24 protein-coding genes and 1 tRNA gene are annotated in these 24,440 nt (G+C 61.7%); 15 read left to right on the top strand and 10 right to left on the bottom strand.

Annotation, left to right across the window (positions count from 1 at the left end):
• Positions 1–3: 3 nt before the first annotated feature.
• The 6 genes from fdh3B to PZ897_RS01495 all read left to right on the top strand — a co-directional run bounded on the left by fdh3B (position 4) and on the right by PZ897_RS01495 (position 3,989).
• Entirely contained in the window at positions 4–600 is a 597-nt protein-coding gene (fdh3B, locus tag PZ897_RS01520) for a formate dehydrogenase FDH3 subunit beta (RefSeq protein WP_275749200.1), read from the top strand.
• A gap of 93 nt (positions 601–693) precedes the next feature.
• Entirely contained in the window at positions 694–1,860 is a 1,167-nt protein-coding gene (locus PZ897_RS01515) for a formate dehydrogenase subunit gamma (protein ID WP_275749199.1), read from the top strand.
• A gap of 19 nt (positions 1,861–1,879) precedes the next feature.
• The gene (locus tag PZ897_RS01510; protein WP_275749198.1) at positions 1,880–2,008 is read left to right on the top strand and encodes a hypothetical protein; all 129 of its coding nucleotides are present in this window, start codon (positions 1,880–1,882) and stop codon (positions 2,006–2,008) included.
• A gap of 27 nt (positions 2,009–2,035) precedes the next feature.
• Positions 2,036–2,227 carry a DUF6494 family protein gene (locus PZ897_RS01505; protein ID WP_275749197.1) on the top strand — a complete coding sequence of 64 codons (192 nt, stop codon included), beginning with the start codon at positions 2,036–2,038 and terminating at the stop codon, positions 2,225–2,227.
• A gap of 8 nt (positions 2,228–2,235) precedes the next feature.
• A complete protein-coding gene (locus tag PZ897_RS01500; protein WP_275749196.1) occupies positions 2,236–2,970 on the top strand; it encodes a biotin/lipoate--protein ligase family protein in 735 nt (244 codons plus the stop codon).
• Positions 2,970–3,989: a DUF6352 family protein gene (locus tag PZ897_RS01495; protein WP_275749195.1), complete on the top strand. Its 1,020-nt coding sequence runs from the start codon at positions 2,970–2,972 to the stop codon at positions 3,987–3,989. Before PZ897_RS01500 ends, PZ897_RS01495 begins: the two co-directional genes overlap by 1 nt.
• 96 nt (positions 3,990–4,085) lie before the next feature.
• Here PZ897_RS01495 and PZ897_RS01490 read toward each other — a convergent pair whose 3' ends face one another.
• The gene (locus PZ897_RS01490) at positions 4,086–6,068 is read right to left on the bottom strand and encodes a 4Fe-4S dicluster domain-containing protein (RefSeq protein WP_275749194.1); all 1,983 of its coding nucleotides are present in this window, start codon (positions 6,066–6,068) and stop codon (positions 4,086–4,088) included.
• Between the two features lie 123 nt (positions 6,069–6,191).
• Here PZ897_RS01490 and PZ897_RS01485 point away from each other — a divergent pair, with 123 nt between their 5' ends.
• Both PZ897_RS01485 and PZ897_RS01480 read left to right on the top strand, forming a co-directional pair.
• Positions 6,192–6,755 carry a DUF3305 domain-containing protein gene (locus tag PZ897_RS01485; protein ID WP_275749193.1) on the top strand — a complete coding sequence of 188 codons (564 nt, stop codon included), beginning with the start codon at positions 6,192–6,194 and terminating at the stop codon, positions 6,753–6,755.
• Entirely contained in the window at positions 6,748–7,431 is a 684-nt protein-coding gene (locus PZ897_RS01480) for a DUF3306 domain-containing protein (protein ID WP_275749192.1), read from the top strand. Before PZ897_RS01485 ends, PZ897_RS01480 begins: the two co-directional genes overlap by 8 nt.
• Before the next feature lie 8 nt (positions 7,432–7,439).
• Here the strand turns inward: PZ897_RS01480 and PZ897_RS01475 are convergent, their stop codons facing one another.
• The gene (locus PZ897_RS01475) at positions 7,440–7,718 is read right to left on the bottom strand and encodes a DUF3144 domain-containing protein (protein WP_275749191.1); all 279 of its coding nucleotides are present in this window, start codon (positions 7,716–7,718) and stop codon (positions 7,440–7,442) included.
• 101 nt (positions 7,719–7,819) lie between these two features.
• On the opposite strand from PZ897_RS01475, the gene PZ897_RS01470 reads away from it, so the two are divergent.
• The 4 genes from PZ897_RS01470 to PZ897_RS01455 are packed head-to-tail and all read left to right on the top strand — an operon-like array spanning position 7,820 to position 11,331.
• Complete coding sequence (locus PZ897_RS01470; protein ID WP_275749189.1) at positions 7,820–8,983, top strand: Mrp/NBP35 family ATP-binding protein; 1,164 nt, start codon at positions 7,820–7,822, stop codon at positions 8,981–8,983.
• A gap of 3 nt (positions 8,984–8,986) precedes the next feature.
• Complete coding sequence (locus PZ897_RS01465; protein WP_275749187.1) at positions 8,987–9,694, top strand: ABC transporter permease; 708 nt, start codon at positions 8,987–8,989, stop codon at positions 9,692–9,694.
• Positions 9,687–10,472, top strand: a complete 786-nt coding sequence (locus PZ897_RS01460; protein WP_275749186.1) for an ATP-binding cassette domain-containing protein — start codon at positions 9,687–9,689, stop codon at positions 10,470–10,472. The genes PZ897_RS01465 and PZ897_RS01460 overlap by 8 nt, the downstream gene beginning before the upstream one ends.
• A 34-nt stretch (positions 10,473–10,506) precedes the next feature.
• A complete protein-coding gene (locus PZ897_RS01455) occupies positions 10,507–11,331 on the top strand; it encodes a substrate-binding domain-containing protein (RefSeq protein WP_275749185.1) in 825 nt (274 codons plus the stop codon).
• Positions 11,332–11,442: 111 nt separating this feature from the next.
• On the opposite strand, the gene glp is transcribed toward PZ897_RS01455, so the two are convergent.
• The 5 genes from glp to PZ897_RS01430 form a co-directional block, all read right to left on the bottom strand.
• On the bottom strand, positions 11,443–12,699 hold the full coding sequence (gene glp / locus PZ897_RS01450; protein WP_275749184.1) for a gephyrin-like molybdotransferase Glp: 1,257 nt from the start codon (positions 12,697–12,699) through the stop codon (positions 11,443–11,445).
• The gene (mobB, locus tag PZ897_RS01445) at positions 12,696–13,214 is read right to left on the bottom strand and encodes a molybdopterin-guanine dinucleotide biosynthesis protein B (RefSeq protein WP_275749183.1); all 519 of its coding nucleotides are present in this window, start codon (positions 13,212–13,214) and stop codon (positions 12,696–12,698) included. The genes glp and mobB overlap by 4 nt, the downstream gene beginning before the upstream one ends.
• The gene (gene mobA / locus PZ897_RS01440) at positions 13,211–13,831 is read right to left on the bottom strand and encodes a molybdenum cofactor guanylyltransferase MobA (RefSeq protein ID WP_275749182.1); all 621 of its coding nucleotides are present in this window, start codon (positions 13,829–13,831) and stop codon (positions 13,211–13,213) included. The genes mobB and mobA overlap by 4 nt, the downstream gene beginning before the upstream one ends.
• Positions 13,828–14,694, bottom strand: a complete 867-nt coding sequence (gene fdhD, locus PZ897_RS01435) for a formate dehydrogenase accessory sulfurtransferase FdhD (protein WP_275749314.1) — start codon at positions 14,692–14,694, stop codon at positions 13,828–13,830. The genes mobA and fdhD overlap by 4 nt, the downstream gene beginning before the upstream one ends.
• A gap of 301 nt (positions 14,695–14,995) precedes the next feature.
• Positions 14,996–16,903: a cation-translocating P-type ATPase gene (locus PZ897_RS01430; protein ID WP_275749181.1), complete on the bottom strand. Its 1,908-nt coding sequence runs from the start codon at positions 16,901–16,903 to the stop codon at positions 14,996–14,998.
• 407 nt (positions 16,904–17,310) lie between these two features.
• On the opposite strand from PZ897_RS01430, the gene PZ897_RS01425 reads away from it, so the two are divergent.
• On the top strand, positions 17,311–18,729 hold the full coding sequence (locus tag PZ897_RS01425) for an MFS transporter (protein ID WP_275749179.1): 1,419 nt from the start codon (positions 17,311–17,313) through the stop codon (positions 18,727–18,729).
• Positions 18,730–18,828: 99 nt separating this feature from the next.
• Here PZ897_RS01425 and PZ897_RS01420 read toward each other — a convergent pair whose 3' ends face one another.
• Both PZ897_RS01420 and PZ897_RS01415 read right to left on the bottom strand, forming a co-directional pair.
• A complete protein-coding gene (locus tag PZ897_RS01420) occupies positions 18,829–20,103 on the bottom strand; it encodes an MFS transporter (RefSeq protein WP_275749177.1) in 1,275 nt (424 codons plus the stop codon).
• A gap of 291 nt (positions 20,104–20,394) precedes the next feature.
• Positions 20,395–20,468 (bottom strand) — tRNA-Gln (locus PZ897_RS01415).
• 249 nt (positions 20,469–20,717) lie between these two features.
• Here PZ897_RS01415 and PZ897_RS01410 point away from each other — a divergent pair.
• Complete coding sequence (locus PZ897_RS01410; RefSeq protein WP_275749175.1) at positions 20,718–22,295, top strand: exopolyphosphatase; 1,578 nt, start codon at positions 20,718–20,720, stop codon at positions 22,293–22,295.
• Complete coding sequence (locus PZ897_RS01405; RefSeq protein ID WP_275749173.1) at positions 22,292–23,005, top strand: RlmE family RNA methyltransferase; 714 nt, start codon at positions 22,292–22,294, stop codon at positions 23,003–23,005. The genes PZ897_RS01410 and PZ897_RS01405 overlap by 4 nt, the downstream gene beginning before the upstream one ends.
• Here the strand turns inward: PZ897_RS01405 and PZ897_RS01400 are convergent.
• Entirely contained in the window at positions 22,988–24,403 is a 1,416-nt protein-coding gene (locus PZ897_RS01400; protein ID WP_275749171.1) for an MFS transporter, read from the bottom strand. The two genes, PZ897_RS01405 and PZ897_RS01400, sit on opposite strands and share 18 nt — an antisense overlap.
• Positions 24,404–24,440 lie beyond the last annotated feature (37 nt).

Raw genomic sequence — 24,440 nt, 5'->3', positions numbered from 1 at the left:
CAAATGGCTAGAATGAAATTCCTCTGCGACGCCGAGCGTTGTATCGAATGCAACGCCTGCGTGACCGCATGCAAGAACGAGAACGAAGTGCCGTGGGGCATCAACCGGCGGCGGGTTGTCACCATCAATGACGGCAAGCCGGGCGAGCGGTCGATTTCGGTCGCCTGCATGCACTGTTCGGATGCGCCATGCATGGCAGTCTGCCCGGTTGACTGCTTTTACCAGACGGATGACGGCATCGTGCTGCACTCGAAGGATTTGTGCATCGGCTGCGGCTACTGCTTCTATGCATGCCCGTTTGGCGCTCCACAATATCCGCAGGCGTCGAATTTCGGCTCCCGCGGCAAGATGGACAAGTGCACCTTCTGTGCGGGCGGTCCGGAAGAAGACAATTCCGCCGCCGAGTTCCAGAAATATGGACGGAACCGGATCGCCGAAGGCAAGCTGCCGCTTTGCGCCGAGATGTGCTCGACCAAGGCGCTGCTGGCCGGCGACGGTGACACGGTGTCCAATATTTACCGCGAGCGCATCGTCGCCCGGGGCTTCGGCGCCGGCGCCTGGGGCTGGGGTACAGCCTATGACCAGAAAGGTGGCGGTTGATCGGCCCATGCCGATTGCGGCCAGATTGGCAGGCGGACAAACGTTCGCCTGCCAATTTTCGCCAATCCGTATCCGGAAACCGGGAGTCCACGCATGAAACGTTTGAAGATGCGGGTCGCGTCCAGGCAGTATTCCTTTGCAGCGGTCGCATTTGCCGTGGCCGCCTTCGTCGGGCTGATTTTACCGCTTCAGGCCCACGCCCAGAGTTCGGTCCGGCCACCGGAAAATGCGACGACATCCATCGCTCCACCAGGCCCGGCCCTGCAGGGCGGTGTTCAGGCGATTCAGTCGGATTCGGAGATCTGGCACGATATCCGCCTTGGCAGAACCGGAAATGTTGCCATGCCGGATCAGGCCGCGGGTTTAATGATTCAGTCCCAGGGTGAGGACTGGCGTCTTTACCGTCAGGGCCCGACCCATGATTATTTCGGCTATGCGATGCTCGGGACGCTGGTTCTGCTGGCGCTTTTCTTCGCCATACGCGGGCGCATCAAGATCGAGCAGGGTCTGTCCGGCATCAAGATCAAACGCTTTTCCACTTTGGAACGCATGAGCCATTGGCTGATGGCGCTCTCGTTCATCATCCTGGCGATAAGCGGTCTGAATGTCACGTTCGGGCGGTCTTTGATCCTGCCGCTCGTCGGCAAGGAATTCTTCGGTCCGATGTCGGGCTACCTGAAAGCCGCGCACAATTATACCGCCTTCGCATTCATGCTCGGCCTGGCGATCGCATTCGTGCTGTGGGTCGTCCACAACTTGCCGGATCGAACCGATCTGAACTGGCTGGCCAAAGGCGGCGGGCTGCTCAGCAAATCGAGCCACCCGCCGGCGAAGAAATTCAATGCGGGCCAGAAGGTCATCTTCTGGGGCGTGATGCTGCTCGGCTTGTCTTTGTCGGTCTCGGGCTGGACACTGATGTTCCCCTATCAACACAGCCTGTTTTCCGACACCTTCGCGCTTCTGGGCACTATCGGCCTTGATGTGCCGGCGATCCTGGGTCTGCCGGCGCCGCCCTATACCTTGCTCCAGGAGCAACAGTTCAACAGCGCCTGGCACGGGATCATCGCCGTGGCGATGGTTTGTCTGATTTTCGCTCATATTTATATCGGCACCATCGGCATGCAGGGCGCCTTTGACGCGATGGGGTCGGGCGAGGTTGACTTGAACTGGGCCAGAGAACACCATTCGCTGTGGGTTGAGGAAGTCATGGCCGACAAGACGGACAAGGCGGACGGGGCGGTTGCCTCGCCGGCCGAATGATGATGGGAAGGAACGGTCTATGAAAGCATTTCTCCTCAGCATCGCGGTTCTTGTGCTGGTCGTGGCCGGTGCCCGTTTTGGTCTCAAACCCTTGTGGGATATGCCGTCGGACAAGGCCTTTTCCACCGAGAATGTGCGCCTGGATTGATTCGGGTCTGAAAATGAAAGTGACACCATGAGCGACGAAACCTTTAATCTGTCGATGCGGAAATTCCTCAAGCAAGTCGGCGTGACCTCACAACAGCAGATCGAAGCACTGGTGCGTTCCGGTGCCGCCGGAGCGGGACCCTTGAAACTCAAAGTCGTGCTGACAGCCGAGGGCACCGGTCTGGAGCATGTTGTCACCGGCGAAGTCGAGCTGCCCTGACCGCCAGCATGCTGCCCGAGCCCGAATTTCCGCCATTGCTGATGGGGCATGCCGTGCCGGCTCACGAGGACCCGTTGCGCGTGGCGCTGAAGGGGGCTCGCCAGGGCAGCTTCAGTGCAGGTGATCTATGCTGGTCCATGGCCGAAACCCACGCGCGCGCGGCTATCATTCTTGAACCGGAGTGTTCCCTCGCCAAGGCGTTGCAGATGGCGCCATTGCTGATGGTGGCCATCGGCGACGCGCTGGGCGCGATCGGGCCGCCAAATCTTGCGCTGATGTACCGCTGGCCAACGACGCTGCTTGTCAATGGCGGCGAAGTCGGCGAGGTGTTTCTGCGCCAGCCTGAAGAGACCGGATTGACTGACACACCCGGGTTCATCGTGCTGGGGTTTTCCGTGGCGATGAGTCTGCCGGCAGAGATTTTCGACGCGCCGGGGCTCGCCAGCAAGACCACCGCGCTGTTTGAGGAAGGCTGTGGCGATCTCGACCGGACCCAGGTTCTCGAGGCCGTGGCACGGCATTTCCTGTCCTGGATAGATGCCTGGGAACATGAGGGATTCGGCGCCGCTCATGCCGACTTCCTCGGGCGCATGCAACCGGCCGATAGTGTCTCGGTGCAAATCGGTCCGGTGAAACATGATGGCCGCATGATCGGCATAGATGAAGACGGCGGCTTGCTGCTGGATGGCGCCGCAGGCGTCAGCGGTGTGTCGCTGGCTCAGGGGCTGGGGATGGTCGACTAATGCGGGAAACAGACAGGGTGCAAGACGTGATCTGGAAATCCGCCGGCCAGCATCTCACCCACAGGCTGGAGAATGGCTGGCTTGCCGTGAGCGAGGATTTTCTGCGCGCTTACTACACTCGCCCTGAAATCCATCCCGTCGAGGAAAGCTGTAGCGTCGAACATGTGCTGTTCGAGCGGCTGATGGAGGCCCCCTTCGCGCCGGTCGGCGAGGACGAACTTGCTGCGATCGCCGACCCCGATGCGGCGGCAAATTATGCCCTGGTGCTGCGATTTCGCGATCATCTGGTGGCCAAGGGCTCGATCGAAGCTGCCTATGCCTCCATGTTCGCCCCGGGCGCGCCGCTGATTCCGCCGGTCTTTATTGGTCAGATGGTGCACCTGATCATGGGCAACATGCTGATGGGCGAAACAGATGCGACGGTGGCCCGGGCCTCGGAGTTGTTTTTCCGGGATCAGACCGCGACAACGTCGAACGAGCGGATGATGTTCGCGGATGCCGAAGTTGTCGAAACCCGCGCCCAGCAAGCCGCTCTCCTGGCCTTGACCGATCCTGGGCGCACGGAAGTGGCGCTCGACATTCTCAATGCGGAAGGGGCTGAGGAGTACTGGCCGCGCGCCGATCATTTCGACCTGGCGCTGGACTTCCGCTTCGCCGAGCCGGGCCAGGATGCCTTCGCGCGGTTGATAGAGCGCTGGATCAAGCATTTTCTTGATCTTCGCGTCCGGGTGCAGCCGCTGCAGTCGGTCAAGGATGAACGCTGGTCATGGCACATCGGGCTTGATGCCGAAGCGACCCGCATTATGAACGCACTCTATGAAGGCGAGTTTCTGCCGGAAAAAGGCCAGGGCAGCATTGTCGCGCTGTTCCGGATGGAATTTCTCGACCAGGACCGGATCGTGGAGAGAATGCGCCGGAAACCTGCCTTCCTCGGTATGGCCGTGGACGCCCATGACCGCATTCGCATGAAACCGCAAAATCTGCTCATCAACCTGCCGCTCAACCCGGTGGTGCAATAAGCCTTGAAGGCAGCCGTGCCCTGCAAGCTTGGCTCAAGAGCATCGCGGCAACGCGTTACGCCGACGGCTGTTCAGGTCAGGTTTTCACGCTGAGGACTATTTCTCATTGAGAAAGTCATCGACCGTCAAACCCTGACGTCCGGCCTCCAGATAGTCTTCCGTGGTGCGGGTGCGCCGCTTGTGGGCAATGGCGAATGGATCTGCGCCATCACGCGACAGGGCCTCGAGCCGGCAGCTCTCGCACATGTGGATGAGGGCCCGGCGCTCCTCGGTCCCGAACATCCAGTTGCCCTCAAGCCGCCGTTCCACTGCGCGCAGCATCCCACCTGCAGCAAAGGCCTTGCCGCAGGAGGTGCAGCAGGCGGGTTCATCCTCGTGCAAAGTCACGGGTTGCATCGCAGCAGGGGCGAGATTGTAGCGGGGCTCGAGCGAAATCGCTGTTTCGGGGCAGGTGGCCTCGCAGATTCCGCATTGCACGCAGGACAATTCGACAAAGCGCAATTGCGGCGTGTCCGGCGTATCGCGCAGCGCATCGGCGGGACAGGAGGAAACGCAAGCCATGCACAGTGTACAAGCCTCGGTATCGACCAGAACGGTTCCATAAGGCGCGCTCTGGGGCAGCGGCACAATGTTTGAAACCGGTTTGCCGGCATCAGCCAGTGCGCCAAGCGCCGCCCGCGCCAGTTCACGTTTCCCGCCCAACGGAACAGGCGCAGCGCGTGAAATCTCCGGCAGCTCCGGCAGGGCGTAGAGGGCGGTTTCGACATTGTCCGGATCGGATTCAAGCAGGGTCACGATTCGCCCGGTCTTGTGACCGAATCCGGCAAGCAGGGTTTCTATAAGCAGGCTTTCCTCGGCAACCGCACCGAACTCCTCAGCCTTTTGCGGGTCGGTCAGCACCACGACATGGCAAAATCCGGCGGCCAGCGCAGCACTCATCAGGTCGTGGCCGACGCCACTTGTTGCATGCATTTCCAGCGGGATGACACGGGCGGGCAGACCGCGGCCGAAGCGCGCCATGGCCCCGATCAGCGGCGTACCATGACTGGCGTCATGCAACAGCAGAACCGGCGTCTTTCCGCCAGCGGCAAGGAAGGTGCGAGCCAGCGTCTGAATTCGTAGGATCTGATCGCTCCGCGTCGGATAGGCATAGGCGACAGCGCCGGTCGGGCAATGGGCGGCGCAGTTGCCGCAACCGCCGCAAATGCCCGGATCAACGACAATCACGTCGCCTGAACCGGTGATCGCGCCGGCCGGGCACTGGTCGATACATTTGCTGCAACCGGTCTTCTTCGACCGCTCATGGGCGCAGATCGAGGCGTCATAGGTGACGTAGAGCGGCTTTTCGAAGCTGCCGGCATAATCCGAAGCGTCAAGGATTGCTTCCAGCACCGCCACGGGATTTCCTGGATCAACCCGGAAGTAGCCATCGCGGCCATGATCTCTTGTGAACAGCGGCGTGTTGCCGGACATGTCGAAGACCACGCTGCAGGTGGTTTTCGCCCCGTCACGCGGCATCGAGAAATCCGGCCTCGCCCGAGACGAGGGGAGCAGGGCCGCATATCCATCGACGACAAGCTCGAATTCGCCCAGCGATCCTCCAGCCGCAACCACACGGCCGCCAAAGACAGGAAACTCGAATTCAGATGGCAAGATCAGATCGTCAGTTCCGGTCAGCAGCAGGGTCACCGACAAGCTCCGGTTGAGACGCTGCGCAGCATCGAATGCCGGCTGCCCGTTTCCGATCACCAGGCAAAGCCCGTCACTTTCAATTGAGCGCAGCCGCGCAGGTGTGGCTGTCAGGTTTGCCGCGGCCAGAAGCGCTGACATTTTCGGCGCTGTCGGAGCCTTGTCTGCAGTCCAGCCGGCCATCTCGCGAATGTTGACAAAAGACAGGGCTTCATGCCCGGCTTCGGCGGCAATCTCTTCGAACAGCGGGCGTTCCTGGGTGCAGGCGATGCAAATCCCGCCTTCTGTGGCCAGGGCGGCTTCAATCACCTTCATTTCACTGCGGCACAGATGATGATGACCCGAGACTTGCGCATAGCCGGCGCTCAGATCGGATGCATTCACATCCATGGAATGTTCACAGTTGCACACAAAGAGTCTGGTTGTGTCGGAAACCATTGCAGCACCCTTGTTGTCGCCTGCAAACACCTTATACTTTCAACGGGAAGAGACAACCGTGATTGCCTCAAGACCGTGGAGGGACTGGCCGGCGTGTCGCGGGAGCTGACAATTATGCTGGGAGTGATTGCCGAAAAGCGGCAGTCTATTTCGCGTTGGGCCAAGGATTACTGGATGCCGGTCGGCGTGATGTTGGCCCCGGCGGACCTTAATCCGGGCGATGTCTTGGTCAGTGATGACCGCATGACCCGCTACTATATGGGGCGGGTCGATCTCACCTGTTACGCGGCCGATACCGAGGCCTATGTCGAAAATTTTGATAGCGGCAACCCGGCGCTTTATGTGGTGCTCAGGCGCGACAGCGAAAACAGGCATCCGCTCGACTGGTACATCCAGAGCGTCACCGCCTCGCCGCACGCCGCGCAGGACTACGAAGTCGGCAGCGAAGACATCATCGAACGCCTGCCGATGCCGCCCGAAATTTCCGAGGCAATTCTCGAATTCCTTGACGCCTACCACGTCGAGACACCGTTTTTGAAACGGCGGCGCGACAAGCTCGATCCTGAAGAACAGAAATTTGGCAAGCAGCCGATTTTCCTGGGCCGCAAACGTTCAGACGGAGGGGGCTTGGATGGGTGAAGACAAAGACGGATTCCTGGCACGCTGGTCAAGGCGCAAGCAGGCTCAACAGTCAAATCCCGATGACGATCCCGATGATGACGCCTCCGTCGTCGAGCCGGATGCACTTGACCAAGAGCAGCACGAAGCCGAGCGCGCCGAAGCGGAGGCCAACCGGCTCGCGGCCGAAGCGGTCGAGCTGGACGAGGTCGAGTACGGTTTTGATTTCTCCATTTTTCTCAAGCGCGGCGTGCCCGACCTCTTGCGCAAGAAGGCACTGCGGAAATTCTTCAATTCCAGTCCGGTGCTCGCCAATCTGGACGGCCTCAACGACTATGACGAGGACTACAACAACCCGCTGCACAAGGTCTACAAATCGACATGGGACGTGGCCCGCGGCTTTCTGACCGAGAGCGAGAAGATCCTGCAGCAGACAACGGGACGACTGACACGCGATGAGCCGCTTGCGGAAGTTGCGTCAGCCGACATGCCGGAAGATGACACCGGGGATGCGACAGAGACGGCGGCGCCCATCGACGAAGAGCCCGGTGCCGATGCCGACTGTTCCGACGATACAGTCACTGCAATGCAGAACGAGACGGACCCCGTCGCTCAGGAACCGAAAGCCGATGAATCCCCGGATGCGGAGCCGCCGCAGCAAAAGCGCGTCTCGATCCGGCAACGAATGAACGGGTGATGCAATTGTCAGACGTTTGGGTCGGCCAGGTGGTTGCGCAACATCTCGCTATAGGCGGCAATCATGTCATTGACGAAGCTCTCGTGGTCGGCCACGTCGATCACATTCTTGGCGACAAACGCATTGTAACGCGCCGCGCCATAGAGGAAGGCCATATGGATATCGGTTGCGGGTATCTTGCTGTTGGCCGTGTTGGCGACGCGGATGAACCGGTCGGCAAGCCGGACGAATTTTTCCGTCTCGGAGCTTTCGCCGGTTGCTGGCTTGCGGGTCCTGGTCTCGTCCATTCCGGGGTCTCCTCGTCGCTCGATCGCTGTCGAAGCGTCATCACCGGAGCCGGGACTGAAGCTGCGACAGCTTCGATGCACTATCGACCATGGGGTAGGCTGTGACAATCATCGTCGATCAAATTCTCGAGCAGCTCAAACGGGTCAAGGGGCCAGACCTGGCCGGCAACATCGTCGATCTTGGGTTGGTCTCGGATATTGTCGTCAGGAATGCTGACGTCAGCTTCTCGATCACTGTGCCGGCCCAGATTGCGGCTCAGCTCGAGCCGTTGCGGGCCGCCGCTGAAAAGGCCGCTTTGGCTGTCGCCGGTGTCGACAAGGCGCTGGTGCTGTTGACATCGGACCGGGGCGGGCAGGCCGCATCGCCCGCGGCTGCGCCAATACGGGCTGCGCCATCCTCCGCTCAAGCCGACGCGCTGCCGCCTCCCATGCAGCGGCGCGTCACACCGCCATCGCCCGCACCCTCAACCAAGGCGCCAGTGCCGGGGATCGGGGCCATCATCGCGGTCGCCTCGGGCAAAGGCGGGGTCGGCAAATCCACCACATCGGTCAATATCGCTCTCGCCCTGCAGGCCACCGGCCTGAAGGTGGGGATTCTTGACGCCGATATTTACGGTCCCTCAATGCCGCGTCTGCTTGGCTTGTCTGGCCGGACACAAAGTGATGCAGACCGCATCCTGATCCCGTTGACAGGCTACGGCCTCAAGGTGATGTCGATGGGATTCATTGTCGATGAGGATGCTGCAACGGCATGGCGTGGGCCAATGGTGATGCAGGCGCTCACGCAGATGCTGCGTGAAGTCGCCTGGGGCGACCTCGATGTGCTGATCGTCGACATGCCGCCAGGCACCGGCGACGCGCAATTGACCATGGCGCAGACTGTGCCGCTGGCCGGTGCCGTCATCGTCTCCACACCACAGGATCTGGCGTTGATCGATGCCCGCAAGGGCTTGAAAATGTTTCGCAAGGTCGACGTGCCGATTCTCGGTATCATTGAGAACATGAGCTATTTCCTTTGCCCCGATTGCGGTGACAAGCAGGACATCTTCGGCCATGGCGGGGCCCGCGCCGAAGCGGAACGCATTGGCGTGCCGTTTCTGGGCGAAGTGCCGCTGGTCATGGCCATCCGGCAACTCTCCGACAGCGGAACCCCTGTTGTGGCTTCGGACCCTGACGGCGTGCAATCCTTGATCTACCGCGACATTGCCGGCCGCCTCTGGGCGAGACTGGCCGAGGAACGGATGATGGCAGGAGGCCAGGGATAGGCCATGCAGGACTTTGCAGGCGCATTCGGGCTGGCATTCAGGTTGATCGCTTCGGGCGATGCGGACCTGTTTGAAATCGTAGGCCTATCCATGCGCGTCAGCCTGACGGCGCTTCTGCTTTCGTGCCTTATCGGGTTTCCGATCGGAGCACTTCTGGTGGTCAGAAAGTTCTTCGGGCGCGGGATCGTCATTGCTCTGGTCAACTCGATGATGGGGTTCCCTCCGGTGGTGATCGGATTGCTGGTCTATCTGGCGCTGTCGCGCGCCGGCCCGATGGGTTGGCTTGGCCTGCTCTACAGCCCGACGGCGATGATCATTGCCCAGACCTTGTTGATCGCCCCCATTGTCGCGGCGCTGTCACGCCAGGTTCTCGAAGCATTGCAGGCAGAATATGACGAGCAGTTCCGCTCGCTCGGGGTCTCGCGTAGCTCCGCCATGCTGGCGTTGATTGTCGATGGTCGTTACGGGCTTCTTACGGTGGCGCTGGCAGGGTTCGGCCGGGCCGTGGCCGAGGTTGGCGCGGTGATCATTGTTGGCGGCAATATCGATCATCTGACCCGGGTGATGACCACGGCGATTGCGCTGGAAACCTCCAAGGGCGACCTCGGAATGGCGCTGGCACTCGGCATCATCCTGATGTGCCTCGCGATCTCGGTCAATCTGGCCGCAGGCGCTCTGCGGGCGATTGCGGAAAGGCACGCCTATGCCTGACGTTGCTCCCTTGATTCCGAAAAAGCTTGGCGATGCCGGTCCGCGGACTCCGCGAGACCGTATCCTGCCAGGAGCGCTCAGAGTGGAACAACTGGCGCTTGAGGCCGCCGGCAAGCCTCTCGTCAATATCGACAAACTCACGCTGGACCCCCATTCGGTCACGATCATCATGGGCCCCAACGGAGCGGGGAAAAGCCTTCTGCTGCGGCTGATCCACGGGTTGATTGCGCCGACGCGCGGCTGGATCAGTTGGGGCGAGGTGGCTTGCGGTGAGGCCACCCGTTCGACCCAGGCGATGGTGTTTCAAAAGCCTGTGCTGCTGCGCCGCTCGGCGGCGGCAAATCTTGATTTTGTGCTGCGCCGCCGTGCCGGAACCAAAGTCGGGCGCCGGGCGCGGCGCGACGAATTGTTGGCCCGTGTCGGGCTGTCCGATAGGGCGGATCAGCCGGCACGGCTGTTGTCCGGCGGCGAGCAGCAGCGGCTGGCGCTGGCGCGGGCACTGGCCACACGGCCGAAGGTGCTGTTGCTGGACGAGCCGACCGCCAGCCTCGACCCGGCTTCGGTGCAGATGATTGAACAGATTGTGCTGGCAACCAGTGCGGAAGCGACCAAGATAATTTTCGTCACCCATGATGTGGGCCAGGCGCGGCGTCTGGCCGACGATGTGGCATTTCTTCACCACGGGCAACTCGTCGAGCATCGTCCAGCGGCCGAGTTTTTTGCAAACCCGTCATCGGACGCGGCCGATGGCTACCTTTCGGGTCGAATTGTTCTTTAGCCACAAACCGGGAACTTGTTAGAGAGGAAGATAAATGAAGAAAACAACCCTGTTCGGAGCCGCATTGCTCTCAGTGCTGGCAACGACCGCGTCTGCGGAGGACCCGTCGATCCTGGTCCAATCGACCACATCGACCCAGAATTCGGGATTTTATGATTACATCCTGCCGATCTACAAGGCGGAGACCGGTGTGACGGTCAATGTGGTGGCCGTGGGCACCGGGCAGGCGATCAAGAATGCGCAGAACTGTGATGCTGATGTGTTGCTGGTCCATGCCAAGGCCGCCGAGGAAAAATTCGTTGCCGGTGAATATGGCGTCGAACGCTCCGATCTCATGTATAACGACTTCGTCATTGTGGGTCCGGCCGCTGATCCGGCGGGAATTGCCGGCGGCAAGGAGGTGGTGACAGCCTTCAAGACCATTGCCGCAAAGAAGGCGATGTTTGCATCGCGCGGCGATGATTCAGGCACCAATAAGGCGGAGCTGAGGCTTTGGGACAAGGCCGGGATTGATACCAAGGCCGAGTCGGGTGATTGGTACCGTGCCACGGGGTCCGGCATGGGCGCGACGCTCAATGCCAGTGTCGGAATGGGCGCCTACACCATGTCCGACCGTGCCACCTGGATCAGTTATGGCAACAAGGGGGATTATCAGATCGTGCTTGAAGGCGACCCGGTGCTGTTCAACCAGTATGGCATCATCCTGGTCAATCCGGACAAATGCCCGAGCGTCAAGGCGGACCTTGGCCAGCAGTTCATCGACTGGCTGACCTCGGCACACGGACAGGGGCTGATTGCCGATTTCAAGCTTGACGGCAAGCAGCTGTTCTTCCCCAACGCCAGCGCCGATCACTCCTGAATGAGCGCGACCTGAGAAAGCGGCGTTCTCGTCTCAACGGTGAGGACGCCGCAAAGTCGAGGCCGCCGCGCATCACGCGAGGGCTTTGCCGACGGCCGGAGGAAGCCCGGATCAGCTGTCGATGCCAAAGCTGGTGAACGGCAGGAACGACACCAGGTCGCCTTTGGCCACGGATGTCATGCTTTCCGTGATCTCGATGAGACCTGTGGCCTGGCGCAATCCCGAAATCAGGCCCGATCCGTCGCGCGCGAATTTGTGGGCGACGGGCCGCCCGCCGTCTCCTGGTTCGAGCCAGCCGCGCCAGAATTCACGGCGGCCGGGTTTCTTGTCCGGCACATCAAAACCTGCCGCCACCGGAAACCGCACCGGCTCCTGATGGTTGCCGCCACCCAGCACGGTCAGCGACGGCCGGACATAAAGCAGGAAGCAGACAAAGGCTGCGACCGGGTTTCCGGGCAGGCCGAGAAAGACGCAATCGCCGATCTGGCCGAAGCTCATCGGCCTGCCGGGCTTCACTGCAATCTGCCACAGATGGCGGGTGCCCAGATTATCAATCGCGGTGATGATGTGATCCTCGTCGCCGCGCGAGGCGCCGCCGCTGGTCAGGATCACATCGTGGGTCTTGGCAACCTCCGTCAGGGTGGCTTCGATGAGCGCTGCATTGTCGGGCAGAATGCCGAGATCAGTGACCTCGCAGGGCAGGGTATCGATCAGCGCCTGCAACATCGCACGATTGGAATCATAGACCTGGCCCTGGGCGATTTCGGCACCGGGCTCCAGCAATTCGTCGCCGTTCGACAAGATCGCGACCCGAATGGGTGCGCGCACCTTGACCCGGGCCAGGCCGAACGATGCAAGCGCCGCCATATCCTGCGGCCGGAGCCGGGCCGAGCTTTGCAGCACGGCGCTGCCCTCGGCCACATCTTCACCCGCACGCCGGGCATTGGCGCCACGCTTGAGATTGAGCGGAACGCTGACCTGATCGCCATTGACAGTGCAGTCTTCCTGCATCGCCACCGTATCGGCGCCTTCCGGCATGACGGCGCCGGTGAAGATGCGGGCGGCCTGTCCCGGCTCCAGCCGGTGGTTGCGCAGGTCGCCGGCAACGATGTGTGTGACCACGGGCATCGGACCGGTAACGGGTGCTGCAAAGGCATAGCCATCGACAGCGGAATTGTCGTGCATCGGCACGTTGCGGGGCGCGGTGATGTCGGTGGCCAGCCAGCGACCAGAGGTCTTGCCCAGCGGCACCTCCTCGATGCCCGCCACCACTGACAGCCGGCTTGTCAGAATTGCCAGGCATTCCTCGTGGCTGAGCCGGTCCTTGTCGGTGAGAAAGCAGTCGTTCAAGAGTTTGCGTGACGTCATGCGGCAGTCTCTCCCAATCCGGTCTTGTGCGCGATCATATCGGCGATGCCGGCAATGTCGTCCAGCGGAAAGACCGGGACCTGTGCGTCGGTAATGGCATGATCGGCGGCAATGGCGCAAATGCTGGCGTCGGCGCCTGCCAGCGGCTCCCGGTCCGACGCGGCAAGCCGGCGTGCCTCGATCTTCGGATGGCTTTCGCGCTTGTAGCCTTCGATCAGCACCAGATCACAAGGTGACAGCCGTGCCAGCATCTCTTCGAGTGACGGTTCGTCGGCGCCGTCAAGTTCGTGCATGATCGCCCAGCGGCGGCCCGAAACAATGGCCACTTCGCCGGCGCCGGCCTCACGGTGGCGATAGCTGTCGGTGCCTTCATGATCGACGTCAAACAAATGGTGTGCATGCTTGAGCGTGGCAACACGGAACCCGCGCCGTGTGAATTCCTGCACCAGTTTGCAGGTCAAGGTGGTCTTGCCGGAGTTCTTCCATCCGGTGATGCCGAAGACAGGTGGGCTCATGCATGCGCCCCGGCGAGATAGGCTTCCGCCTCGGCCAGTTCTTCGGGTGTATTGGCATTGAAAAACGGATCGGGTGCACGCTCGCCCACCGCCTCGAAATCGCAAAAACCGAAATCATGGCGGTGCACCCAGGCAAGCACTTTCATGGTGTCGCTGGTGGCGAGCCAGTGCGCCAGATCCTCACGCAGCGCCACCGGCCAAAGTCCGAAGACCGGATGCCGGTTGCCACCCGAGCGGGCGATGACGATGCGTTCCGGGCCGGCCAGCGCCGCGAACCGGACGACCAGATCGCGCGGCAGGAAAGGCGTGTCGGTGGCGGCACTGACAAGGTGGGTGATGCCCGGCAGCGTTGCCGCCCACTCAAGCCCGGCCAGCACACCGGCAAGCGGGCCGACATGACCGCCGACCGTATCGGGCAGAACCGGCAGGCCGAAATTCAGATAGGGTGCGGGATCGGAATTTGCGTTGATCGCCAGCCTGTCGACTTGCGGCGCAATCCGGCCGATGACCCGGGAGATCATGGTTTCCCCGGCGAGCAGTTGCAGGCTCTTTTCGCCGCCGCCCATCCGCCGCGAGAGGCCGCCCGCCAACACCAGGCCTGCTATTGCCCCGCTCATGCGTCATCCTCTGCCGCGCCCTTGCGTCGATGCCGCGGTGCCTCGCCAGCGACATCAGCGGGATCGCCATCAAATTCGATCCGCTCCAGGCCGGCCAGAGCCAGAAACCGTTTGCCGCGGGCCCGTCCGATCAGGGTCAACCCGGCTTTTTGCGCCAGTTCCACCCCCCAGGCCGTAAAGCCGGAGCGGGAAACCAGAATCGGAATGCCCATCATGACGGTCTTGATCACCATTTCCGAGGTCAGCCGCCCGGTGGTGTAGAAGATCTTGTCGTCGGCGGCGACCTTGTTCATGAACATCCAGCCGGCGATCTTGTCGACAGCATTGTGCCTGCCGACATCCTCCATGTAGACCAGCGGCACATCCCCCTGGCACAGCACACAGCCATGGATGGCGCCGGCTTCCAGATAGAGGCTCGGCGCGGTGTTGATCTTGTGGGTCAGCGTGTAGAGCCATGACGTCTTCAGCCGGGCCTCCGGCGCCAGATGGATGTCGGAGAAATTCTCCATCACATCGCCAAACACTGTTCCCTGGGCGCAGCCTGAGGTGCGCACCTTCTTTTGCAGCTTGGTCTCGTAGTCGGTCTCGCGTTCCGTGCGCACCACGACCACCTCAAGGTCGTCATCATAATCGATTGCCGTGATCTCGTCGTCGGCCTGCAGCATGTTCTGGTTCAGGAGATATCCGACAGCCATCAGATCCGGATGATCTCCGATCGTCATCATGGTGACGATTTCCTGCCGGTTGAGATACAGCGTCAGCGCTTTTTCGGTCACCACTCGGGTGGTCACCGCCGCACCCAGGTGATCGACACCGGTGACCTCGGCGGAAAGCCGCGGGTCGGAGGGGTCGGTTCTGAGCAGAAAGCCGTCGTCAAACGGTGGATTGGCTATCGTCACAGTGGCCACTTTCGCTTCGAGTTCATCAATCGACGATGCTAGTGCGATTTCCCTCAAACGCAACTCGCTCGGCGATGGAATTGCGGCAAACGCGAACGGAGTTCAATCGCAAGGGGTGCGAGAATCTTGGCCGGTGAGGTCGTTGACCGCCGACCCCGCGGTATCGGACGAAGCTCCGCGCCCGTCTCCCTTCCATCGCAGCGGTCGCCTGGCTTCGCATAATCATTGAGCCGAGATCTTGGCTGGCATCCCGAACGGAAAACGTTCAAAGGCCAGCGCGTCGTGTCTTGTAGATCGGATCTTTCAGCAGCCTCAGCCCGTTGAGCACGACGAGGACGGTGCCGCCTTCATGTCCGAGCACCGCCAGTGGCAGCGGCAGTTCGAACAACGTCGCCCCGGTGACCAGGACGAGCATCGCCCCGATGGCGAAGACAAGGTTCTGGCGGATGATTGATGCGGTGCGCTTGGAAAGGAGATGGGCTGCGGCCAGCCTTTCCATATCCTCTGAAAGCAAGGCGACGTCCGCTGCCTGCAGCGCGACTTCCGAACCAGCGGCGCCCATGGCTATTCCGACATCGGCGCGGGCCAGCGCCGCGGCATCGTTCACACCATCGCCAACGAAGGCGATCTTGCTGCTCTCGGCCAGCTCGCCAACAAGGCGCAGTTTGTCTTCCGGCAGCATCTCGGCATGGATTTCGTCCGGCTGCAGCGCCAGTGCCTTGCCGACGCGCAGTGCAACTCCGCGCCGGTCGCCCGTCATCATGGCGATGGACTTGACCCCACCTGCACGCAAGGCCGCAAGAGCACCGGCCGAAGTGTCGCGTAGCTGGTCGGCAACGCTGACGGCACCGAGAATTTGCGCGCCACGCCCCAGATAGACAACGGTCTCGGCGCTTTCCTGGAGTGCCCGAAACCTGACTTCATCAGTTGAGGCTGCCATCATCTCGGCCATTCGGGTGTTGCCGGCCCAAACCGGACCTTCGGCATCTCGCCCGACGATGCCGGCACTCGGAATTGCCTGAACATCCTGCACCGGGTGCAGCACCAGTCCGCGACGCTCGGCTTCGCGCCGCAGCGCAGCGGCAATATGATGCTCGGAGTTGGCCTCGACGCTGGCGAGTGCCAACAGGAAAGCTGTCTCGTCGCCATCCAGAGCGACAATTCCGGTGACGTCTGCGCGACCCGACGTCAGCGTGCCGGTCTTGTCGAAGGCGAAGACATCGACGGCGGCCAAGGTCTCCAGAGCTGCGCCGCCCTTGAACAGCACGCCGCCACGCGCGGCTGCCGACAGCGCCGACAGAATGGCGGCGGGGACCGAAATCACGATAGCGCACGGGCTTGCCGCGACCAACAAGGTTGCGGCGCGATACAGCGCGCTCTGCCAGTCCTGTAAAAACCAGTAGAAGCCCATAAGGGCGACGACAGATCCGATCAGCACTGCAATCGTATAGCGCTGGCCGAACCAGTCGCTGAAGCGTTCCGAGGGAGCCCGTGCCGCCTGTGCTTCAGTCACCAGGGCGATCATCCGGGCTACGGTGCTTTGTTCGAGAGAGTGTGTGATCCGTACTTCCAGCACGCCATCGAGATTGACGGTCGCCTCGAAAACCTTGCCGCCGGGCTCTTTGCTCACCGGCATGGATTCGCCTGTGATCGTCGACTCGTCAAGCGAGCCATGTCCGGCCACAATGGTTGCGTCCGCCGGAACCCGCGCACCGGGACGAACCATCACGATGTCGCCCGCGACAAGCCTTGCTGCCGCCACTTCTTCCACCGAACCATCCGCAGATTTGCGGAAGGCGGTTTCGGGACGCAGCGCCATCAGCGCCTCGATTGCCCGGCGCGCCTGTCCCATCGCGCGTTCTTCCAGCGTCGTCGACAGACTGAACAGCATGAGCAGGACTGCGCCTTCGATCACTGCTCCAACCGCTGCCGCCGCAATCGCTGCAACGATCATCAGCAGATCGATGTCAAGAACATGCTCGGTCCACAGCGCTTTCAGCGCGCGCCAGCCAGCGGGTACGCCGCCGGCTCCGTAGGCAAGTGCCGCGCCGAAAAGGGTCGTGCGCAGGCCGGCATCACCGTCCAGCAGCCAGGTGCCGGCGAGCGTCATCCCCAGGCCCGCAATGGTCGCGGAGGTCAGGACGATCGAGGTATCAATGGTAAGACGCGGCATTTCAGGTTTCTCCGGCGGGATTGTGTCAAGGCGTTCGCAAGGGCAAAGCCTGGTTCTTGGCGGCTCAACCGGTCCGCACTTACGTGTGGCGAGTGTTGAAAAAAAAGGAGCCGAGTGTGCAATGACGCAAATTCACCGCATAAATCGCATCCCCGGGAGGGAATGTCGATGCGGATCTGTTCGCGCTTTCCTGCCCAAGGCCACATGTGCCAGCCGGAAGCATGATACCGGCGAAAGGCTCGCCCACGGACCGCGACATATGGTTGGCCATCAGAGCCAGCGTGATCGATGGCGGGATGCGAGTGTCAGTTTGTCATTGCGCAGAGCAGCAGCTATACGGCCTCTTGGATACTGCAAAGAAAGTAATGATGATGGATTCGCCGGAGGCGGATGAGAGCTTGTCTCCTATGCCACAAACCGATCCGACGACGGATCCGGTCAGGTGGCGCATTCTTTTCGTGTTGCTGGTCACGATCTTCATGACGCTGATTGGCGTCAGTATTGTGAACGTGGCATTGCCGTCGATCCGGCAGGGCCTCGGCGCCTCCGACTCTGATCTGCAGTGGGTGTTGTCCGGCTATGCGCTGACGTTTGGTGTCGTCCTGGTGGGGGCCGGGCGGGCTGGCGATATCATGGGCCGGGGCGGGCTGTTCCTGATTGGTGTGGGTATCTTTACCGCCGCTTCGGTTGCAGCAGGTCTCGCGCCCAACGCAGAATGGCTCAACACCGCCCGTTTCGTGCAGGGTGTCGGTTCGGGACTGCTCAATCCGCAGGGCATCGGGATGATCCAGCACTATTTCCGCGGCGACGCGCGCGGCCGTGCATTCGGATATTTCGGCACGGCCGTCGGTTTTTCGGTCGCCATCGGCCCGGTTCTTGGCGGGTTTCTGATTGAGCTTGGCGGAGCCGATCTGGGCTGGCGGTTGACGTTTCTGGTCAATGTTCCGATCGGGATGACGGCCATAATCCTGGGGCTGTTGTGGTTTCCGCGCCCGCTGATCATACGTCTTCCGCGAAAGGGAAGCGGCCTGCGTTCGCTCGACCCGGTGGGGGCGCTGCTGCTCGGGTTTGCGGTGCTCGCTATCTTGTATCCCTTTGTCGAGGCCGGCGGCAGTGCAATCGTCTGGTTGCTGCTTCCGTTCGGTTTTTTGCTGGTCTGGCTCTGGGTCGGATGGGAGCGGCGTTACGTCCGCCTGGGCCTGAGCCCGATGGTCGACCTCAAGATCTTCTCGACCTCCAGCTACACCAACGGCGTTGTAATCATGACCCTCTACTTTATGGGGGTCACCAGTGTCTGGGTGCTGGTTGCGCTCTATGTGCAGGAAGGTGACGGACGCTCGGCGCTGCAATCGGGGGCCTTCGGAATCCCGGCGGCGCTGCTGTCGGCCTATGCGGCCCACTGGGCCGGAAGCCGGGTCGCGCGGCTTGGCCGCAAAGTGGTCATCGGCGGGCTTCTTCTTGCGCTGTTGGGCCTCGGGTTGAGCATTGCTGTTGTGTTTCTGCACGAAGCCGGCCACCTGAGCATCTGGTGGCTGATGGCCTCATTGTCATTTGTCGGCCTGGCGCAGGGGTCGGTCATCAGCCCGAACCAGACGTTGACGCTTGCCGAGGTGCCTCTGGACTACGCAGGCAGTTCGGGTGCCATCTTGCAGACCGGACAGCGTATCGGCACCTCTATCGGAATCGCGGTCATCACCGCTGCAGTGTTCTCGACGCTTGCGGTGACCTCCTGGTCGACGGCGATGGGTGTCGGATTCGGCCTGATCTCGGTTGTGGTTCTGCTGGCGCTTTTTGTTGCAATCAAGGACCTTCGGCAGCGTCAGTAGTTTCGAGCGGACCAGAAATGATCATGGCCCCGCGACGCCGGCCCTGTTCACATTTTCCGGCAAGACATCGCGGCGGGCATCGCAGCCCAAGGCTGCGCTTCATCCCTCTTGCTGGTCTTCGTCCTGGCTGTCGGGTTCGGTGCGCGGATCGAGAGCCATGACGATCGGCGTTACATCCGGCAGAGGCACGTATTTTTCCTGGCGGTCTGCAGGCAACGAAGGCCGCTGTGAAACGCGCACCAGAACAAACACAGCGTACAGGACCGCGATCATCGCTTCGAACAGGAAAAAGCTGGATGGACCGTAAAGCGCCATCAGCGCCGAAGCGATCAGCGGGCCGGTGGTCGCGCCGACCGAGTAGACCATCAGCAGACGCCCCGCTGCGGCAATATAGTATTTGCGCTTCAAGTGGTCGAAGGTCTGCGCAACACAGAGCGGATAGACACTGCTCATCGCGCCCCCGAAGGGCACTGCCATTGCGAGCAAGGCTACAAACGGCAATTCGGAGGCAACAATGCCCGCAAGCGTGGCCCAGGTGGCGCCGACCGCGATCAAGGCGCCGGACATGACGATGCGTCTGTCATACCGGTCGGCCAGCATGCCGACGGGAACCTGGAGCACCAGGCCACCCAGAACCACGACGCTCATGAACAAGGCGGCTTGGGATACGCTCAGCCCTATCTGAAGCGCAAAAACCACAGCCAGAGCATAGAAGGAGCCGACCATGAGGCCTGCGACGCCCGCCCCGACTGTCCCTACCGGAGACGCCGAATACAGGTTGCTGACGCTCAACGGACGGCTGTCACCGAGATTGGGCTCGCCCAGGCTGGTCATGGCGACCGGTATCAGCGAGAGCCCGATCAGGGATGCGGCCAGCATAAAGAGATCCGGTGCCCCGACATCGGCAATATTGACGAGAGACTGACCTGCCGCGATCGCAAGATAGAAGGTCAGCATGTAAAAACCGAGAACCCGCCCGCGTGTTTCATTGCTGCTTCGGGTGTTGAGCCAGCTTTCGGTTGTGGCGGTCAGGCCGGCGATGCAGAAGCCGTTGACGATCCGGAAGATCAGCCATGCAGCCGGATCGAAAAATGCATCATAGGCAAGGGTTGTTGCAGCCGTTAACGCTGCGAAAACAGCAAAGGCGCGAATATGCCCGATCCGGAAGATGATGCGCTTGGCCCGCAGACCACCGAGGGCAAGACCGAAATAATAGGCAGCCATGATCGCACCGGTCAACGCCACCGGATAGCCGGCCGCCTCCATACGGAGCGGCAGGACAACGCCAAGCAGACTGTTGCCGATCATGAAGGCGGCGGTGCCGCCCAGGAGGGATTTTACCGAGGCAAGAACCTCGCGCACATTTTGGCTCATTGGAGGGAGAACACCTCAATGGCCCGACATATGCAAGAGCGCCAATCCGCTGCAATGGCAAAGCACCAATCCGGTCTTTCAGCCGCTTGTCGCACCGTCGTGTTGAAGGATCGGTACAGGCCCGTCGGTCCGACGCGTGTTCGTGGCGAAACAACGGCCCTCCTGCGGAAGACAAATGAATCCGACGCCAGAGATCGCTCGCCATCGCCAGCGCCCATTGTGGGGATGCGATGCGCGGCGATTCCGCACATTGGCGAGATGTACTAACGTATTGAGATGTTTAGATGAAGTTGGCTGGGGAACCTGGATTCGAACCAGGACTAACAGAGTCAGAGTCTGCGGGTCTACCGTTAACCTATTCCCCACCATGGGTCGGGCCGCCAAAATATTGGCCAGCGCGGCGGCTTATACCCAATAACCGGTGATGATGCAAACCCGGAATCGACGGTTTGTGACGAAAATCCGCACTTGCGCCCGGCAGAGCGGCTGCAGCCCCGGCCATGCCGGTCGTCCATCATGGCGCAAAAAGAGTTTTGCGTTCTGTTCGCCGCTTTGCTAATCTTGCCCCAACGACAAACCGTGGAGCGCGGCGCGGGCAGACCTGCTCGCCGCGCATGACAGGACAGACCGTGAAAGACCTTCGGGACGGCGACAAGCCAGACGCGGGTGTATCACTGGCAGGTGAAAGGCCATCTGGACGCGCCGGAAAGGCAGCGACAAATGGCGTGACACAGGAACACGGCGAGGCCGTGATTCCAAGCTCTTCGTCTGATGGAGACCCATCAGAGCGAGCTTCAGCCAGCGCATCCACCGGCATCTCTGCGAGAACTGAAGCTGGCCCGTCGCCAGCTGGACGGCGTCGGAGGCGGCGGAGAAAGACCGCGCACAAGGCCGAATCCGACACTGCGCCGACGCAGCACGTCACGCCACCGGTGGCTGCCTCAGCGCAACCGCCCGGGGAAAAGAAGGGGCGACGCCGTCGCCGCAAGCCCGGCCGCGAAATCCAGGGCCGCCCGATGGCCCCGCAAAAGGCAACCGGGCAGACCTCGCACAAGCCGCATTCGCAACCTGCTGGCCAGACACGCGGAGCCTCCTTAGCTCAGGCTTCAGGCAATGGTGTGGCGACCGGAGCAGCATCGGCGCGCCGGCAGGCCGATGACCTGTACGCAGCACTTGATCTTGGCACCAACAATTGCCGTTTGCTGATCGCCCAGCCAACGCGGCCGGGCCAGTTCCGGGTGGTCGATGCCTTTTCCCGCATTGTCCGGCTGGGGGAGGGGCTTGATGCCAGCGGCCGCTTGTCTGGTGACGCGATGGACAGGGCGATCGAAGCGCTCAAGGTCTGTGCCGGGAAACTGATCAACCGGTCAGTGCGGCGTCACCGGCTGATCGCAACCGAAGCCTGTCGCTCGGCGATAAATGGTGCGGAGTTTCTGGCCCGGGTGCTGGCCGAGACCGGCCTGGAGCTTGAAATCGTCAGCCGCGAAACCGAAGCCCGGCTGGCGGTTGCCGGGTGCTCGTCGCTGGTCGGCCGCGAGACCGATGGTCTGGTGCTGTTTGATATTGGCGGCGGCTCGTCCGAAATTGCCATGATCGACCTGACCGAGAACCGCTCCAATCGCCTGGCCAACCATATCAAGGCCTGGACCTCGTTGCCGGTTGGCGTCGTCACCTTGTCCGAGCGCCATGGCGGCTGTCTGGTGACCCCGGAGGTGTTCCAGGCGATGGTCGCCGAAGTCGATGCAATGCTGGCCGATTTCAACCCGCCGTCCTTGCCGGCGTTCACCGCACTTGGCCAGAAGCGGATTCATCTGCTTGGCACTTCGGGAACTGTCACCACGCTGGCCGGTCTGCATCTGGAACTGCCGCGCTACGACCGGCGCAAGGTCGATGGGCTGTGGCTTTCGAACGCGGAAGTGGATCACATGCTCGACCGGCTGCTGTCGTGGGATTTCGATGCCCGCGCCGCCAATCCCTGCATCGGTGCGGACCGGGCGGATCTGGTGCTGGCCGGCTGTGCAATTCTGCAGTCGATCCGCAAACGTTGGCCATCGCCGCGGATGCGGGTGGCCGATCGCGGTCTTCGCGAAGGCCTGCTCAATGAAATGATGGCGTTGGACGGTGCCTGGCGGCGAAGTGGCAGAAACTTCCGCTACCGCAACCAGCGGTCGAATCAGGGGGAAAAAGCATGACCCGTCCTCCAACAGGACCCACCGGGCGCAAGCTCGGGCAGAAGGTCAGGCGCAAGAGCAAGCTCAAGGCGTCTTCGCGGCGCTGGATCGAGCGGCATCTCAACGATCCCTATGTGCAGCAGGCCAGGCAGGAAGGCTACCGCTCGCGCGCGGTTTACAAGCTTCTGGAAATTGACGCCAAGCACAAGATCCTCGACAAGGCCAGGCGGATCATCGATCTCGGCGCCGCGCCGGGCGGCTGGTCGCAGATTTCAGCGCTGGTGACCGATTCCACCGATGCGGATCCGAAGGTGGTGGCCATCGATTTTCTCGAGATGGACGGGCTGGCGGGCGTGAAATTCCTGCAGATGGATTTCCTCGACGACGCAGCCCCACAGGCATTGATGGACGCGCTGGGTGGCGCGCCCGATGTGGTGCTTTCCGACATGGCGGCGCCGACGACGGGCCACCAGCGGACCGATCATCTCCGGACCATGCATCTGTGCGAGGTCGCGGCGCACTTTGCCATCGAAGTGCTCACACCCGGTGGGCACTTTCTGGCCAAGACCTTCCAGGGCGGTACGGAAACCGAGCTGTTGAACATGCTCAAGAAGAATTTCAAATCGGTGGTTCACATCAAGCCGCCCTCTTCGCGCGCTGAATCGGTCGAGATGTTTGTGCTGGCCAAGGGGTTCAAGGGGCGTGATGCGGACCTAGGTGCGGACGGGTGAGGCCGCCCGCGGACCGGCCCGCCCGAGCGTATGGCCTGAAACCGTGCCGCCGGCTTCAGGTGGCAGGGCGAGAAAAGGAAGGATGGCCAGGGCCGACAGAGTAGCCACCACAAAGAAGGCGGTCTGGAAGGCGACAAGGCTGAGCTCGCCGCCATTCATGGTGCTGACCACCTCGATAATGACGCCCGCAAGCGCCACCCCGACCGCGATCGCCACCTGCTGAAAGGCCGCTGTGAGGGACGTCGCCTGGGCCGCAGTTTCCGGGCTTATCTCCGAAAATGTCAGCGCGTTGACCGAGGTGAAGAACATCGACCGGACGAGACCTGCGCAATACAGGATCACCAGGATCAGCACGACAGGGGTGGCGGGGGTGAAAAAACCATTGATCGCAATCGACAGTGCCGAGGCCGCTGCCGCCGCCAGCAACGTATAGCGGAAGCCGACAAAGCGCAGCACACGCTTGATGACGAACTTCATGGTGATGGCGCCGGCAGCCGAGATGAAGGTGATCATGCCGGACTGGAACGGCGACATGCCGAAGCCCAGTTGCAGCATCAGGGGCAACAGGAAGGGAACGGCACCGGCGCCGATCCGGAAAAGGCTTGCTCCGAACAGCGACAGCGCAAAGGTGCGGTTTTCAAACAGTTTGGGATCAAGCAGCGGCCTGGGATGCAGGCGAGCGTGTCTGAGATAGGCACCCAGCGACAACAGACCGGCGAGTGTGGCGGCGATGCCCCAGACCGGCGGCAGCACCGGCAGGCTGATCACCGACAGACCGAAGACGATGCCCGAGGCGGCACCACCTGAAAGCAGGAAGCCGATCCAGTCGACCCTGTCACGTGAACGGGCTTCGTCTTCCGGCAAGACCTTCACTGCGAACACCATGCCGGCAAGCCCGATCGGGATGTTGATCAGGAAGATCCAGTGCCAGCTCAGGAAGGTGGTGAGAAAGCCGCCGACCGGTGGTCCCACCATGGGGCTGATCAGCGCCGGTATCGTCAGCCAGGCCATGGCGGTGACCAGTTGGCTTTTCTCGGTCGATCGCAGCAACACCAGCCGCCCGACCGGCGTCATCATCGCGCCGCCCATGCCCTGCAGGAACCTCGACAGCACGAACTCCAGCAGGCTGCCTGAGGCGGCGCAGGCAACGGAGCCGATCAGAAACACCCCGATCGCAAGGGTAAAAATTCGTCGCGCACCGAAGCGGTCGGCCATCCATCCGGAGATCGGGATGAAGATCGCAAGCGACACCAGATAGGCCGTCAGCGCCAACTTGAGCGAGATCGGGCTTGTGCCGAGGTCGGCGGCAATCGCCGGCAAAGCTGTGGCAATGACGGTGGAATCCATCTGCTCCATGAACAAAGCGACGGCCAGAACGAGCGGAATGGAGCGATTCACCTGAGGGATCCATTGGAGGGTATATTTTTGCGCAGAG

Origin of the sequence: Hoeflea sp. YIM 152468 (genome assembly GCF_029210485.1) — a bacterium.
In the GTDB taxonomy this organism is placed as follows: domain Bacteria; phylum Pseudomonadota; class Alphaproteobacteria; order Rhizobiales; family Rhizobiaceae; genus Hoeflea.
Note: the sequence above shows the minus strand (reverse complement) of the source record. Positions and strands in the feature narration are given on the sequence as shown.